This window comes from Capsulimonas corticalis, from assembly GCF_003574315.2.
Taxonomy (GTDB): Bacteria; Armatimonadota; Armatimonadia; order Armatimonadales; family Capsulimonadaceae; genus Capsulimonas; species Capsulimonas corticalis.
Window position 1 is genome coordinate 5,455,901 of record NZ_AP025739.1, and the last position, 14,256, is coordinate 5,470,156.

Consider the following 14,256-nt stretch of genomic DNA (forward strand, 5'->3'; position numbering starts at 1 on the left):
CTCATAAACAAGATTGCGAATACATTCTACAAATACTTTTGAAGGCCCGGGCAGGGATTGAATTACACCAGATTTGCGACAGAAATGCTAGAATTTTCAAATACGATATTTATCGATACCCCCAAAGCTACCCCTATCACGGCCTCACTATTTGGGTTCGATTCCTTAATGGAGATATATAATACTATTTTAAACGTTCGCAAACATAGAAAGCTGTAATCGCAGCAAATAAGGCTAACTATGTCAACGATCCATGCTCTATTGAGGATAGCCTTCTCAATAGCGCCGTGCAATTGGAGCGGCAGAAGTTTCTTGGCCCTGCCCGCACGAATGAACCGGAGACCGAACGGGCTGCGCCAACGGTTACAAAGACAATCCATAGCAACTCTGCCAGTTCCATCTTCAGCAGAATGCCACCAGCTACGTCACCAAACATGAACTCAAGGCTCCTGTTGCAGCGGAAAATCACGTCATTTTCAACGCCCAGGTTCATAGTGAAGCAGAAATTTTGCTGAAGCGGGTTGCTTCAAAATACTAGAAGAGCGTTCCCAAACGCGCCGATTGTATGGCGCAGAACCTGCTTGAAGGGTTGCCTGTGATTGCCTTTCCCACCGCTTGCCGACGATTGATCCGCACGACCAACGGCGTGGAGTGGGCGAACAAAGAATTGAAGCGGCACACGCGAGTGGCGAGCATTTTCCCAAACGAGGCGTCGTAATTACGACTCGTCTCGGCCTTGCTGATGGAGATTAGCGATGAATGGCAGACCGACAAAGCTTATCTGACCTTTACGAACGCATAAAAACTCAAGGATGCTCCAACAATTTATAGAAGAGATATTACATTATCAAGCCCTGCACTAATACGCACTAAAGTTAGGTATTATATACATATTCATATTTTAAGCAGGTTTAACCATTGATTCTCGTTGAGTTCATCGCGAAGTGGCAAAAGTCTCAGTTAACCGAAAAATCTGCTGCCCAGTCGCATTTTATTGATCTCTGCCGCGTTCTTGAGAAATCGGAACCTACATCGGACGCAACAGGTCATGATTATTCCTTTGAGAAAGGAACGATCAAAACCGGTGGAGGATCAGGATTTGCCGATGTTTGGAAACGTGGTTTATTTGCCTGGGAATATAAAGGAAAGAAAAAGAACCTGGCTGAGGCCTACCAACAACTCTTGAAATACCGAGAGGATTTGGAAAATCCACCCCTCCTCGTCGTATGTGACCTGAATCGGTTTGAGGTCCACACTAATTTTACAGGAACCGTAAAGAGTGTGTTTGCCTTCGATTTGGTTGATCTTGGAGCTGGCATTCCCACGGCAACCTGTGCAATGCCGCCCCTAGACGTTCTACGCGCCCTATTTGAAGATCCCAATAGACTGCGCCCCAACCAAACTACCGTAGCACTTACCCAAGACGCAGCTAACAACTTTGGCCAACTGGCCCGGAACTTAATCGAAGCTGGCTTCGACCCTCATCCAGTTTCTCGCTTTCTCATTCGGGTCTTATTCTGTTTGTTTGCAGAAGATGCAGGCCTGCTGCCCCCAAAGCTCTTTACTTCTATCATTGAGAAAACCAAAATCCGCCCTGCGGAGTTCGGTCAGCGCCTCGGATTACTATTTGCCGCTATGGCAAGCGGTGGATCATTTGGAGCCGATGACATAAAGCATTTTAATGGTGGGCTATTCAATGACGCACAAACTCTTCCGTTGACAAGGAATGATCTCTCGATCCTTGTAGAATGCGCCGAACTAGATTGGTCCAGCATCGAACCATCCATTTTTGGCACACTGTTTGAGCGTAGTCTCGATCCACAGAAGCGATCTCAACTCGGAGCTCATTATACAAGTCGTGATGATATTCTGCTTATTGTGGAGCCTGTCCTCATGGCCCCACTCCGTCGACAGTGGGAACTAGTGCAACAACAGGCGCAGGCGATAGTCAACCGTCGCGAAAAGGTTAAAACATTGGCCAGCAAGCGCAAGGCCAGCCAGGACCTTTCGGCTCTCCTGAAGCGATTTCAGGATGTACTCGTGGCGGTACGAGTTCTTGACCCGGCGTGCGGTAGTGGAAATTTCCTATATGTTGCCCTTCGAGCGTTATTGGATTTAGAAAAAGATGTTATAATCTTCGCCATTTCCAATGATGCTGGTGGTTTTTTTCCTGCGGTCGGCCCGGAACAGATGCACGGACTTGAAGTGAATGAATATGCACATGAATTGGCACCCATTACTGTGTGGATTGGCTATATTCAGTGGCTAAGGGATGCTGGGTTTGGTCAACCCAGTGAACCTATCTTGCGACCGCTGGATACTATACTTGAATATGATGCAGTTCTCTCGTACGACGCAAGCGGAAAAGTGTTAGAGCCCGAGTGGCCTAGCGCTGATATCGTCATCGGCAATCCTCCATTCCTGGGTGACAAAAAGATGTTGAGCGAATTAGGCTCGTCCTACGTAGCCGATTTGCGCAAACTGTATAAGGGTCGAATACCTGGGGGAGCAGATCTGGTTACCTACTGGTTTGAGCGCACCCGCCAGCTCATTCAGGATGGAAAGATCAAACGAGCGGGCCTGCTCTCTACCAATTCCATTCGCACTGGAGCTAACCGAGCAGTTCTTGATCACATACAACAGTCGGGAAGCATCTTTATGGCCTGGGATGATCGTCCCTGGGTACTCGATGGGGCAGCCGTTCGGGTATCCATAGTTGGGTTTGACGATGGGGCCGAACTTACCCGAACGCTGAACGGACAGACTGTGCCGTCTATTAACGCTGATTTGTCGAGCCGCCCCGATGTTACCAAAGCCATCGTATTGCCTGAAAATGATAATCTCATGTTTCTTGGAATGATGAAAAGTGGACCATTTGATATTGATGCTCGCACAGCTCAGATAATGCTATCGGCACCGGTAAACGTCAATGGTAGACCAAACTCAGATGTGGTGAAACCCAGGCTTGCTGGCAAAGATATCACTGGACGAATTCGCAGACGCTGGATCATCGATTTCAACAATTGCTCAGAGCAGGACGCTTTACAATACGAGCTTCCATTTGAGTACGTTCGAATGCATGTGAAGCCGTTGCGCAATGAGAATAGCGACATACACATGAGGAAGAATTGGTGGCTGCATGGCCGCTCACGCCCCGCCTTACGTGCGGCACTTGCTGGCAAAGCTCGATGCATTGTCACTCCTGAGGTCGCTAAGTATCGTCTCTTCGTATGGATGGATACGACTTGGATTCCGGACCATAAATTACATGTTTGTGCTCGGGATGATGACTATTTTTTTGGAGTACTGCATTCGCGTGTTCACGAGGTCTGGTCTCTGGCCCATTGCTCTTGGATGGGAGCTGGTAATGATCCAAGCTACTCTTCCTCGCGAACATTCGGTACTTTTCCATTTCCCTGGGCACCTGGGCTTGAACCTACTCCCGACACGCGAATTGATGCCATTGCCAATTGCGCCCGTTCCCTGGACTTCAAGCGAAATGCATGGCTTAATCCTCCAGGCGCTACCCCAACCGATTTGAAGAAACGGACACTCACTGATCTCTACAATTCTCGCCCTGCATGGCTTATCGCGCTTCATGCAACTCTCGACGCATCTGTGCTTGCCGCCTATGGATGGCCAATCAACCTATCGGATGAAGAATTGCTGCAACGTCTCCTCTCGCTCAACCACGCGCGAGCTCATACCCCAGATTTACCTCAGCCGTAAGTAAGATTGTTCTGAAACAAGCTCTAAATGTATAAGAGTATAGTTGGTTAGACGCTAAGCCGGTGGGAGTCTCGCTTTGCTGAGCAGCGCGTGTGGTGTGTTAGCTCAGTCGCCCGCCAGCGGGTACAGAAAAGGAAACATCCGAGTAGCGGGGGTTGAAATTGGAATTTGTGGTATTTGGTCAGGCTTGGGTTCCTACGCAAACTTCCTTACAGAAATTGGTTTCTGTAAGGAGGCTTTTTGTTGGATGCCGACGATGATAGTCTTATGCATTACCCACCTTATCTGCAACGTAGAAACGATTCTACGCGACATAATCCTATCTTTTGGCCACCCATGTCAAAACACCTTGACATTCGTAGGCTATGCAGTTGACCGTGGAAGCAGTAGATGCATCATTCGGACTGAGTGAGTACTCAAATCATGGAACGTTTCACCTAGACGAGTATTGTCATTCCCGTGATATACACAAAGTTGTGACTTAACGAGCTTAGAAGTACTGTCTAGCTTTAGCCTAATGCAATTGCGCTGTATGGATTTCGAAATCCCTGTCCAAGCAATATCTAAATTGCCATCCATTACATAGCCTAACATACCACATGCAGGCAGACCGGCCGAATACTTTCCATTCACAAAATCCATCATACCGCCTTTCCCGACGTAGGAGGAATAGGATCGTTTCAACTGTCCCTTCGAATTCGTTATGTGTACACGCTTAGCTTCCAAGGCAAAGTACTCTCGCCCAGAATTGCGTAATATGAAACGGATGTCGATGATTCCGATTATTTCACCGTCTATATCAACGATTTGACACTGTGGATCAATAATAAACGGCAGATTTGCAAAATCTTGAGAATTTACGAGACGACCAACCAACCGGTTAGTGATTCGAATCTCTATATCCTCTTCATTTGGATGTTTCAGTTGATACCATGCGGTAGCTATTGCAGAGACAATATCCGACAAGTAGTTATCCGCAAATGGATTGAATTCCGGAGCGAGTTGGCCATCGAATATTCTGCCGCTCATGCACTCTTCCCAATTAGTTGTTCAAAAATGGCGTCGGCGTCATTCAACGCCGCTGTCCTAGACCAATTCCGCATAGTTGCTGGCTTAAGCGTATGCAACCGATCGGCTTCAAAATAACTGAAACCCCTTAGGTAACTAAAGGAGCCGTTCCTACGGCGCGCCGTCTTGTCAATGCGTGACAAATTATCCCACAGCGCCTCGTCTCCGCTTATTTCCTGGTACGGACTATGCCCATTTCCGAACACCAATGTAACCATCATCAAGTTTAGTCTTTCTGAAACCATCCCGCGTGCGCTAGCCTGAATGCCTTGCTTTCGAGACATACGATTCAGCGCGAGACAAAGGGTATCGGCATATACTTTGCGATCCTTGCTGCTTGGCATTGCTAGGGTCGGAATATCTGCATCTAGATTTGACTGATGAATGCTTGGCCTGCTTAGCTCCAGTGTATCATCAATAAGCATCTCTTCCGCATCCGAAATCGAATAGTATTTCCCAACAAGAATGTTAATATCCTTCCGAGCCACTCGAACAGCATTGTTGCGCTCGGTGCCACGTAGTCCGTTTTCTCCAAGCCGCTTGAAGATGCTAACCACATCCTCAATGATAGTCTTCGCATTGTCCGGCGCGAGATCATGATGCGGTAGCGGAAATGGGATGGCCAGGATTTCGTAAACATGGACCTGGGCTCTTCCTATACTATTGCTCGAACTGGAGTGGAATGCATAATATTGGATTAGGCGAGAGCTTAGAACTGCGGTCAAGAAACATAACAGATCGGCATCTTCTTTGGGACCATTAATGGAACGAAGCGAATTCTGAAACAATGTTCGATGGGCAGAGAACGCGAACTTAGTGAATCCTTGGCTGAAGATGACCATTGGAGGCTCGAACATATAGTCAGCTGATCGTCGCCGCAAGTCGCTTAGCGATGCTGGAATGTGTTTTCCATTTCGTTTATAGATTGAATTTCGGAGTCCTTCTTCCAGGGAGATTAGGTCATTCCCTTCAACAAGTAATTGTGGAAACTGATTGTCATTCTCTAGGTATTTATCCGTTAGTTTCCACGGCTCCAGAGGAACGGGACGGCCTTTAGATATACCTGGGTAAAATGGCATAAACCCAACTCCACCGTCACTCCAACTTCGTTCAGAGACTACATCGGACAGTTGTGGATACAAGTCCAATCTACGAAGGAATCCTTCGTCGCGTGGCGTTCCCCAAAACTTCCGGCTCCAGAGTGACTGTAAGCGATTGTTTCGCGCCGCTTCGAGCACCTGTCTCAACGTAATCGCTTTTTGGTCGTCGGGTTCAACAATTATTATGCCTTGCCGTCGATCGAATCGATTTATCTTAGGAGTTTCATAGGCTATTATCTGCTCTAATTTCGGTTGAATCGCTGAGAATCGAAGAATAAAGCATGAATGGGTTGCTTCGAATAAAAATCGTCGAAAATCCGCAAGCTGTACGATCTTTTCAACCGAAACAGTACGAAACCAATTCGCGTCAAGAGTACCTGTGCGGCTGACGAGAATCGGCGTTGGAAGTAAAAAACAACCGACGCCGGTTTCATTCATGAACTTAGTGCTCTGAGTGGTGAAGGTTAAGGCAATTTGTTCTCGCCCACGGCTTTCCCATGGAGGATTGCCAATTATAAGATCAAAATCGCATTTGATAGGTAAGTCGTCTTTAATGAAGTCACCTTCAATAACGACGGGGTATTCGATCTGATTGGACTGACTCCAGTGAAGCGCTGGCAAGAATGGGCCGCTGCTTATATTCCTTTTGAAATTTTCTACGTCGGTTGGGTGTAGTTTTTCAAACAGTGCAAGATATAAGCTGAACGCTGTAATTCGACATGCTTCAGGATTTACATCAATGCCGCGTATCTGATTTTGTAAAATGCCGAGAAGGGCTTGTGCCTTAGCCTCAAGTGAGGAATTGATGTTGGCTCTCCGCCATTGTTCCGCGAGCAAATTAAACATGGCTACCAGGAAAATACCAGAACCGCAAGCGGGATCAAGAATACGCCAGCCAAACGCGTCATTGTATCGTCCTTCAAGTGCGATATGCAGGGTGGTTTCAGCAAGCAACCTTGGCGTATAATACGCACCCTCTGCCCGCTTACGCGACATGTCTGCCTCTTTCATGAATTCATCATATATGGCGCTTATGATTTCGACTGGGATGTACCGAAAATCATAAGCCCAAAATCCAATTTCAAGCTGACCAGATTCTGCATCGTGGTGCCCTAAAAAGTGAGCTACCGCATCAAAATTCTCTTTTCGTATTCGACCTTCCTCTTCGTCAAGGGCAGAGTCGAACATTGTCCCATTAAACTCTTGTTTCAGCCGAGCGAAAAAATTGCCGTAGAGAAGACGTTTGGTGTCGTCTGAAGTTGGCTGACTAAGGATATCTAGTAAACTTGCCGTGCCTACAGGAAAGAAATCACTCGTAATAAAATTGCGCGCATGAAGGAATGAAACAAACAAGACACGACCCAGCAACGCATGAGCCTGGGACAATGTCCAGCCAGTCGCTTTTAGTCTACGGGCTGTTGACACAAGATTTCTTAGCAGGCATCGGTCTACGGTTTCATCAGGGGGAAAGAAATTAGCATAGTCATGGAAGAACTGACCAGTTTCGACAGACCGCACAAAACGGGCCATTTGTAGCGCGTCTGCAATGTTGTCTAAATATGGTATCGCAGTCGATGCAGTTTCGCTGAAAAGATTACCGAAGTGCTGATCCTTTACCGGTATTTTAATTGTGCTGTGGACCTCGACACGATTTGCAGCGCCCACTATGAGTAACGGAACAATACCTTGGTTCCAAACAAATCGCTGTAATTCAGCGATTTGTTTGGAAGTGAATTGCACCTTCTCGCACACGTATACCTTAGGCCGACCATCGACGCAAAGAATCCCAGTTAGGTCAAGTTCTGTCCATGCTTGCCGAAGATAATGCGCATATGGTAGCAGCTCAGGATATTCCTCAATTTCTCTAGCGGTCGCAAGGTAAATTGATCCACTAGATATAGAGCTTGTAATAGAGTCAGCTATCGGAGTGGCTGATTCAGACATCGCCACCTCCGCCCGCCAAAGCCGCTGCGGGCCCTTTTGCCACCCTTCGCATTTGTTCCAATGATCGGGAGCCTATAATGATGAAAATACACATGTTACTAACAACAGTCGTGGGCAAGGTGTAAGCGCTACTTCTAGCATTGCTCTCTGAGCCGACAGCAAGAGTGAGCCGCTTTCTGAATTTTACCTTACAACGCGTTCGACTGGTTGTATTGACGACTACTTCGTACGCAATCCTTGCCCATAGTTGAGTCACCAGTCCCGATCTCACCTTGCTGTCGATGTCAAATGTGCGGCAACTTGGCGGTTGACTACGATCATGGTGAAGGTCTGCGGGCCAGTCTCACTTCTGTGGTTTGAGTGGTCTTGGTCGGTCAGCTTAGTAAATGTGTGGAGGTACAATCTGGAGCGAGGCGAGAAGCAGAGGGACGCAGCATCAGTCTACGGTGATTTCTGCCTGCCTGTTTCCGGCTTGGCGTTCGGGGCGCGAGATGTATTTGCGAAGCTGCCCACCCGTGGGAACTAAGGTATAATAGAGACAGCGGGCAGCTATGAAAAGCACCCCATCACTCGATCCTAACTATGAGCGGCGGCGCGGCAATATTTGGAGTAAATCGGCTGCTTTCCGATGGAAAAGCAGCACATCACTTTTAATGAAGTAGTCCTCCAAAGTCTATTCCTGTTCTATCAATTCCCCCTGAGAATTAATTGTGATTGTCTTTGCTGACCGCAGCGGAATCGTAAGCTGATACCGGGCATGCTTATGTTCGCCATCGCGGCGCAACGCACCTTTGCTTACCAAGTCAACGAGATCGCGGGTTGTCGTCGCGGGTGATGCCCCGGTGATCGCAGCATATTTTCCCGCGCTCATACCGCCTGCAAAACCGCCGGGGCCTTCTTGAAACATGCGTAGCAGCGCCTTTTCTTGGCGTGAGTTGAGCTGACCACGAAGACGGTCAAATAATTTGGCCTTGTCGATCAGAAATTCGACTTGCGCAAGTGTGCGCCGCTGCGCCTCAATAGCCATACCGGCGAACCATAGCAGCCAGTCGGTGATTTCGTTGTGGGTGCTGGCGACTTCCAAGGCGGTATAATATTTCTTGCGCTGACTAAGGATTGTGGCGGCAAGCGCTGTAAGCGCAGGCTGTCCTAATCCTTGCGCCAAGGCTTTCTCAGCGATGGCCCGACCAATACGCCCATTGCCATCCTCGAACGGGTGAATGCTTTCAAAGTAAAGATGCGCAATGCCCGCCCGCGTCAAAGCGGGTAAAGGCTCTGCTCCGTCTGGGGCAGTGCTGTTGAACCAGTCAATGAAGCGGGACATTTCTGCGGGAACCTGAACAGACGGCGGCGCTTCAAAAAGCACGCGCGGATCGCCAAGATTGCCGAACACGATTTGCATCGCTTCGGTATCTACGCGATAAGCGCCGGGATTTCTCACAAAGTAGATACCGCTCATAACCAGGCGATGCCACTTGAACAGCATACCATCGGATAAGGGCATTTTGGCGGTCTGATAAAGATCCACCATCACTTCGGCGATCCCGTGCTCCTTTGGGCCTATGCGCCGATTGTCGGTTGCAAGCCCAAGATGCCTTCGGATGGAGGACTGAACACTGGCGCGGTCAAGGATTTCCCCTTCGATTTCTGAGGTTGTTAGGGCTTCAGTGCTCATCGCCTCGACTGCCAGAAGTTCTTGATCATCAGCACTTAGATGCTTGATCGTGCCGCTTAACATGCCACTGCCAAGCAGAAAAGCTTGTTCTGCCGTGCGCAGACGTGCGGCGTCCCAGGTAAAATTCGGCCAGTCTGGCAGTTGCCAATTCCATTTCATGAGCGATAAGTCCCTATTCTATCGCTCATATTACCACACAAAATGAGCGATAGCAATATTTTCTATCGCTCACAGCAGATTATGATCTTGGCGACGAGCGGGTGATAATGTAGTCTCGACCTACAACTGATCGCTTGGACCTAACCATAAGCTACATTGCTACCAGGAAGATATTGCCTTAATATTATTCAATGGGATTGATCGTGCGTTGTATATCGTCGGCGTGTCTCATGCTGACTCTTCTTATCTTCAGCCAGGGCATGGTAAATGCTGAAACTGAGGATTTGGCTGGATATTACAGCAATGTAAACAAGCTCCCGCCCAACGCTACCGTTGAAGTAAGCGTTCATCATGAAGGAGACGATTTGTATATCGAATGGATGATTGAGCCAAGTACGCCCTATCCTCATATCATGCAAGATAAATCGCGCATTACAACCATTCATTCAGCTGGAAAAGGCCGCATTAGCCGCACACTTGAGTTTGATTTTGACAGTGATGGCTGGGAAAATAAAGGTCACGGCAGTTTTTGCCAAACAAAAGAAGGCTATATCTTTACCGTGACGGCAACAGGAGCAAGCCCATCAGCCACCAATAGCGTAGACGATCAGTTCATGAGAGGCGAAGGCTTAGGAGTAGGTGGTCACAGAACATATAGACTTCAACGCCGCAGTCGAAAACCAATACAGATTTTTCCTTATTAGCGCAACTATGGAACAATATCTGTCTTCCCAAGCCCTGATAAAAAGCGGGCTTCTTCCTTATGGCGTGCAACATCTCTAGGATTCCCTACTGCTTTTTTAGGGTCATGGAACCAATTATTGAGTTCATGGACTGCACCGGACCAATCCTGTTGAGTCAAGTAGGTCTTCCAATAGCTATAACTGGCGATTTGCGTTCCTAAATTATAATATGTGGACATAATAACCGTTTGCGCCTCTCTGGGAAGCTCAACAAAACTTGCACCGGAGGTATCACGATCGTACAAGCTAATAAGCTTTTTCTCATATACTTGATGCGCTGCCTTATCCAATTCAATTGCATCTACAGGATACATAAGTGTTCCAGGATGAATCCTTAAATAATCACGTGCTGCTTGTCCTTTACGGTTTGTATAGGGCAATATTTTTGCCTTTAACTCATCTGACATAGGCCATGATTTAATTTCCACATCTGAATGGGTACCAATATCAACTCCATGGGCAAAGGTTACACCACTGTCATCATTGGGCACATTTCCGGTTGCTGGAGAGAGTCCCTCCATTCCGGGTTTGTTAATGAAACTCCAATCGATGTTTGCCACACTACATTGCTGAATGGCGTTCAATAAATTTAATGTCGTTTGAGCGTCCGTCTGGTTTGCAAACATAAAACCCGTGCGGCCCGAAGGAACGTCGATCTCATGGGGCGTTGGCAATAACCGAGTTGCCTTAAACGGTCCAGGCATTTGAATAACAACAGCGAAGGTTCTGGGAATACCAGCAAACGCATCATTTGTGAATGTGCTGATCTTGGTGTTATTCTTAAGGATGTGCGTGAACTTCAGATAAGCTTTCTGCCCATTTGCAAAATCTGTGATATTTAGACCGCCCTGCGGGCACACTGTCACTTTATATGAGTCTGATGGACCAGGATCAGAAACTGTGTGAGTTGCCGCGCGTTTCAGCGCAGTCTCAAGATCATGAACAAGCTGATAAAATGTTTCAGAGTTTACACTATTTGACGCTGAAGCTTTAATATCCGCTTTTGCGATAGTCGGAAGTATCATTGTCAGCGTGCACGGCACCGCAGATAGCGCAAGTATAGTTCGAAAATTTTGTTTCACTATGATCTCTATTTTCACTTCCCTAAACGCTCAGTAGACGAAAAGAAACAACAAACATTTCGAGCTTTAAAGATGAGGATTGCAGGATATGGTGCCGCCGACATCAGACGTGCAGCCTTGAAGATACAAGCTAATCTAATATGATGAACGTGTATTATACGATTTGGTACGATGCCCAATTTTGATTAGGAGAGATCCGTCACTTTCTCCAACTCGCCAATTTATATGGGTCGTTAGTTCAGAGACTTCAACCATGTCAAGAACACGTTGATTATACCTGATCGCCACTGGCGATCGTGCCGCCCACTTCCTGAATATTGAACTTCGCCAGCGGATTAGAGGTCGTCCACCCCGCCCCCAGTCGTTCCCGTGGTGCTGCTTGTGGTGGTCCCTGTCGTCACGCCGCCGGTCGTCGTGCCGGTGGTGCTCCCCGTCCTTGTGCAGGTAGTACTGCCGGTCGTCCCACCGCCGCCGCCGCCAGCCGTTGACAGACCGTCTTCTACTGTTGCCAGCAAGTGGGCACATTCTTCCAGCTAACATTCTGGCGACAATTCGTGGCGCTCTGGGATTATTATTCAACATGCCAGTACTTCACTCCCATCGTGGATTGCGACTTTATATTGCTATTATAGTATTAAGCAGAAACTAAATACCGACCAAGAATTCGATATGCGGTTCTGGCAATACACCTATAGGCCGACCTACAATAATACCTGTCGATTTTCTTGCTAATAAGCATACAGTTCAAACGCGCATAAGGATTCAATCGTCTTCTATGGCCCCTATAGTTTTTGTTTGGAGATGCCGACAATCTAGTTGATTGGAACAGGAGCACGTTTTCTTATGTTATCTCGACGTTTCCGAGACACAAATCTGTCGTCAAGATTATCTCTCTTCGAATCCAAAGACTGGATTAAGAATTCAGACGCATCTTCCGGTCAGAAACCATTATTATGCATTGCAGTACTCGTGCTCACGATTATTGCTGTGTTTGGCCGTGTAGGTGGATTCGATTTTGTCCGTTGGGATGATGATATCAACGTATATGCCAATTCGTATGTTAGCCCGCTGAACAGCTCGAACATTGCATGTTTCTGGCGCGCCCCTTATATGCAGCTCTACATTCCGCTAAGCTATACTTTTTACGCGCTCATTGGCTTTCTAGCGAAAGCGGACCATTTTATCTCTTCAGCGTCGGCTGTTCCCGTCTCTCTCAATCCCCATGTATTCCACTGTGCGAGCATTGTTTTGCATATTGCCGCAACAGGGGTTGTGTTCCGAATTCTCAGACTTCTGACAGGTAAAGACTACGCAGCCCTCGCGGGTGCGCTGTTGTTCGGGATACATCCTCTGCAAGTAGAGGCGGTTGCGTGGATCTCCGAAATGCGTGGCATGTGGTGTAGTTTATTTTCCCTTCTGGCGCTTTGGGCGTATCTTGCAAACGCGATCGCTATGCGTGATGGGCCGAAAACACCTGGATCAAGGAAGCGATACGCTGTTGTCGCCTTATTCTATACCTGCGCATTGCTGTGCAAGCCGACAGCCGTGGCGCTCCCATTCGTCGCTTGGGTGCTCGATTACGGCGTTGTGAGACGTCCGATCTGGCTGACATTACGACCGCTATGTGCCTGGCTAATGCTTTCGCTCCCCTGGGTTCTGGTGACATGCAAGGCGCAGCCAGTTCCGGCGGAAATTCTCGTGCCATGGTGGCAACGCCCGGCAATCGCCGTTGATGCAATCGGCTTTTATCTCGCCAAACTGCTCACACCGTATGGTCTGGCGATTGACTATGGACGTTCCCCAAGCTACGTGCTGCACCACACGTCATGGGTTTATGTCGCCTTGGCAGCATTAGCGTTCTGCCTTTGCTGGCGGAGCGCGAGAACCTCTGATCGCCTCGTCGCTGCCGCTTTCGGCGTGTTCATTGGCGGGCTGCTGCCTGTGCTTGGCCTAATGCCGTTTGTGTTCCAGCGCTTCTCGACGGTCGCAGACCGATACGCCTACCTACCGATGTTGGGGGCAGGACTTCTGATCGCCGGAGTGCTAGCGCGCTATCCACGGTGGAAAGTGGTGAGCTTCGCTTGCATCATCGCCCTCATGCCCCTCAGCATAATTCAGACGAGCTATTGGCAGGATAGCGACCGTCTCTTTAGTCGCGCTGTCGCAATCAATCCGCGTAGCACACTATCCTACGGTAACATCGGGACATTGCTTTATGATCGCGGCGATACCGCAGGCGCGCTGCAATGTTACCGAAAAGTGCTGGAGATCAAGCCGAATGACGAGAAAGCCCATCTCAATATTGCCCTAGCCTATTATCGGATGCGGGACTATGCGAAAGCGGTCGAAAGCTTCAATACCACCCTGAAGATCAACCCCACGAACGCCGAGGCCCACAACGACCTCGGTGTGCTTCATGCGCAATCCGGCAATATTCCGGCAGCGCTGGCCGAGTGGCGGGAAGCCGCAAGGCTTTCGCCCGGATACGATGAGCCACGCGTCAATTTGGCGCGCGCGGGGCAACCCAATCTTTAATATCTCACTCGGAATTCATCCCGCTTCAAGCTGCTGGTACTGCCTCTAGCGGCATACGCGCGTTCGACGCATGAAGGCATTTTGCGAAAATGCAGGATTATCTGTTTTGTGAAATTCCTCAAAACCCGTGGTATATTGATCTGTCGCCCTCAAGAAACGGGTTTGAGAGTCTTTCAGATTCCAGGCATCGAAAACACAGATGGGAGAAATACAAATTTTGC

8 protein-coding genes and 1 pseudogene are annotated in these 14,256 nt (G+C 48.3%); 4 read left to right on the forward strand and 5 right to left on the reverse strand.

Translation table 11 applies throughout. From position 1 onward, the window contains the following. Positions 1 to 382: 382 nt before the first annotated feature. A pseudogene (locus tag D5261_RS33645) lies at positions 383 to 802 on the forward strand (transposase); the annotation flags it as partial. Positions 803 to 918: 116 nt separating this feature from the next. Continuing rightward, a complete protein-coding gene (locus D5261_RS23395; RefSeq protein ID WP_119324595.1) occupies positions 919 to 3,729 on the forward strand; it encodes a class I SAM-dependent DNA methyltransferase in 2,811 nt (936 codons plus the stop codon). A gap of 363 nt (positions 3,730 to 4,092) precedes the next feature. On the opposite strand, the gene D5261_RS23400 is transcribed toward D5261_RS23395, so the two are convergent. The 3 genes from D5261_RS23400 to D5261_RS23410 form a co-directional block, all read right to left on the reverse strand. Beyond that, the gene (locus tag D5261_RS23400; protein WP_119324594.1) at positions 4,093 to 4,758 is read right to left on the reverse strand and encodes a hypothetical protein; all 666 of its coding nucleotides are present in this window, start codon (positions 4,756 to 4,758) and stop codon (positions 4,093 to 4,095) included. Next, on the reverse strand, positions 4,755 to 7,841 hold the full coding sequence (locus tag D5261_RS23405) for an Eco57I restriction-modification methylase domain-containing protein (protein WP_119324593.1): 3,087 nt from the start codon (positions 7,839 to 7,841) through the stop codon (positions 4,755 to 4,757). The genes D5261_RS23400 and D5261_RS23405 overlap by 4 nt, the downstream gene beginning before the upstream one ends. 673 nt (positions 7,842 to 8,514) lie before the next feature. Further along, complete coding sequence (locus tag D5261_RS23410) at positions 8,515 to 9,675, reverse strand: Fic family protein (protein ID WP_119324592.1); 1,161 nt, start codon at positions 9,673 to 9,675, stop codon at positions 8,515 to 8,517. Positions 9,676 to 9,905: 230 nt separating this feature from the next. Here D5261_RS23410 and D5261_RS23415 point away from each other — a divergent pair, with 230 nt between their 5' ends. Then, the gene (locus D5261_RS23415; protein ID WP_125206321.1) at positions 9,906 to 10,379 is read left to right on the forward strand and encodes a hypothetical protein; all 474 of its coding nucleotides are present in this window, start codon (positions 9,906 to 9,908) and stop codon (positions 10,377 to 10,379) included. A gap of 5 nt (positions 10,380 to 10,384) precedes the next feature. On the opposite strand, the gene D5261_RS23420 is transcribed toward D5261_RS23415, so the two are convergent. Next, positions 10,385 to 11,500, reverse strand: coding sequence for a pesticin C-terminus-like muramidase (locus tag D5261_RS23420; protein WP_125206320.1), 1,116 nt, complete (start codon positions 11,498 to 11,500; stop codon positions 10,385 to 10,387). Between the two features lie 335 nt (positions 11,501 to 11,835). Continuing rightward, on the reverse strand, positions 11,836 to 12,015 hold the full coding sequence (locus D5261_RS23425; RefSeq protein ID WP_119324590.1) for a hypothetical protein: 180 nt from the start codon (positions 12,013 to 12,015) through the stop codon (positions 11,836 to 11,838). Between the two features lie 328 nt (positions 12,016 to 12,343). Between D5261_RS23425 and D5261_RS23430 the strand changes: the two genes are divergently transcribed. Further along, the gene (locus tag D5261_RS23430) at positions 12,344 to 14,035 is read left to right on the forward strand and encodes a tetratricopeptide repeat protein (RefSeq protein WP_119324589.1); all 1,692 of its coding nucleotides are present in this window, start codon (positions 12,344 to 12,346) and stop codon (positions 14,033 to 14,035) included. The last annotated feature ends 221 nt before the right edge of the window (positions 14,036 to 14,256 follow it).

Coding starts and splice junctions, on each gene's coding strand:
- D5261_RS23430 (WP_119324589.1), top strand. CDS start 12,344: ATGTTATCTCGACGTTTCCGAGACACAAATCTGTCGTCAAGATTATCT.
- D5261_RS23415 (WP_125206321.1), top strand. CDS start 9,906: ATGCTGACTCTTCTTATCTTCAGCCAGGGCATGGTAAATGCTGAAACT.
- D5261_RS23405 (WP_119324593.1), bottom strand. CDS start 7,841: ATGTCTGAATCAGCCACTCCGATAGCTGACTCTATTACAAGCTCTATA.
- D5261_RS23400 (WP_119324594.1), bottom strand. CDS start 4,758: ATGAGCGGCAGAATATTCGATGGCCAACTCGCTCCGGAATTCAATCCA.
- D5261_RS23410 (WP_119324592.1), bottom strand. CDS start 9,675: ATGAAATGGAATTGGCAACTGCCAGACTGGCCGAATTTTACCTGGGAC.